The 1,927-nt window shown below is 70.8% G+C and carries 1 protein-coding gene; it reads right to left on the bottom strand.

Annotation, left to right across the window (positions count from 1 at the left end):
• A partial coding sequence (locus tag OEY_RS0102595; protein WP_029539870.1) for a DEAD/DEAH box helicase occupies nucleotides 1–1,775 on the bottom strand: 1,775 nt, incomplete at its 3' end.
• Nucleotides 1,776–1,927: the final 152 nt, after the last annotated feature.

Genomic DNA, 1,927 nt, shown 5'->3' on the forward strand with positions numbered 1-1,927 from the left:
TCCTTCTTGCCGCCGTACTCCCTGCGCTCACCCTGGCGGCGCTCCCCGCGGTCGTCGCGCGGACGGTAGGACGACGGGCGGCCCGACGGGGCCCCGCTGTCGGGCTGCAGCTGGATCAGCACACCCGAGATGCGGGTGCCCCGCAACGCCTCGAGCGTCTCCGGCGACAGGTCCTTCGGCAGCTCGACGAGGCTGTGATCCGGGCGGATGCTGATGTGCCCGAAGTCGCTGCGGCGCAGGCCGCCCTCGTTGGCGATGGCGCCGACGATCGCGCCGGGCACCACGCGGTGGCGCTTGCCCACGGCGATGCGGTAGGTGACCAGTTCCTGTCCGTCCCGCCCGACACGGGACGCACCGTCGTCGTCGAACCGGCGCGGCGGCCGCTCCCGCGGCTCGCGTTCGCGCCGCGGCGGTGCCACGGGCTCGGGTTCGGCCTCCATGAGGAACGACTCCCCGTCGCGGGAGAGCACCGCGAGCGCCGCCGCGATGTCGGCGAGAGGCACGTCGTGCTCGCGCTCGTAGTCCTCGACGAATCGCCGGAACAACGCCAGATGGTCGGAGGTGAGCGCCTCGGTGATGGAGTCGTTGAACTTCTCGACGCGCTGGGCGTTGACATCCTCCACCGACGGCAGCTGGATCTCGGTGAGCGGCTGCCGGGTGGCCCGCTCGATCGCCTTGAGCAGGTGCCGCTCGCGGGGGGCGACGAACAGGAGCGCGTCACCGCTGCGGCCGGCCCGGCCGGTGCGGCCGATGCGGTGCACGTAGGACTCGGTGTCGTGCGGGATGTCGTAGTTCACGACGTGGCTGATGCGGTCGACGTCCAGGCCGCGGGCCGCGACGTCCGTCGCGACGAGGATGTCCAGCGCGCCGCTCTTGAGCTGCCCGATGGTGCGTTCGCGCTGGGCCTGGACGATGTCGCCGTTGATCGCGGCGGCCGAGAAGCCCCGGGCCCGCAGCCGCTCCGCGAGGTCCTCGGTGGCCTGCTTCGTCCGGACGAAGATGATCATCGCCTCGAACTGCTCGACCTCGAGAATCCGGGTCAGGGCGTCGAGCTTGCGCTGGTGCGACACGAGCACCCAGCGCTGGGAGATGTTCGCCGACGTCGTCGTCTTCGACTTGACCGTGATCTCGACCGGGTCGTGCAGATACTGCTTGGACAACCGGCGGATGGCGCCCGGCATGGTCGCCGAGAACAGCGCGACCTGCTTGCTCTCGGGGGTGTCGGCGAGGATCCGCTCGACGTCCTCCTGGAAGCCCATGGTGAGCATCTCGTCGGCCTCGTCGAGCACGAGGAACTCGAGCTCGGAGATGTCGAGGGTGCCCTTGGCGAGGTGATCGATCACACGTCCGGGCGTGCCCACGATGACCTGCGCGCCCCGGCGCAGCCCGGACAGCTGCACGCCGTAGCTCTGGCCGCCGTAGATGGGCAGCACGTGCAGACCCGGGATGTGCGCCGAATACTTGCCGAAAGCCTCGGCGACCTGCAGGGCGAGCTCGCGGGTGGGCGCCAGGATCAGCGCCTGGGGCCGTTTCACCGCGGTGTCGATCCGCGACAGGATCGGCACCGCGAACGCGGCGGTCTTGCCGGTACCGGTCTGCGCGAGACCGACGACGTCGCGCCCCTCCAGCAGCGGCGGGATGGTGGCCGCCTGGATCGGCGACGGGTTCTCGTAGCCCACATCCGAAAGCGCCTGCAGCACACGGGCGTCGATGTCGAGATCGGCGAACGTGGGGGTGGCGGTGTCGGCTTCGGGGTCTTGCACAGTATCACTCATTTGACCTGCAGTTTATCGGATGGACGGCCATGACCCCTCCACAGCGCCCGGACGGGGGTCCCCGACCACCCTATCCGCCCGCCGAACCCGGCGCCGTCGCCGCCAGATGGCGGGCCCACAGCCGCAGCGCCGGCCGCACCGGCGGGGGCCCC

Origin of the sequence: Rhodococcus sp. P14, assembly GCF_000256505.1 — a bacterium.
Lineage (GTDB): Bacteria > Actinomycetota > Actinomycetes > Mycobacteriales > Mycobacteriaceae > Rhodococcus > Rhodococcus ruber.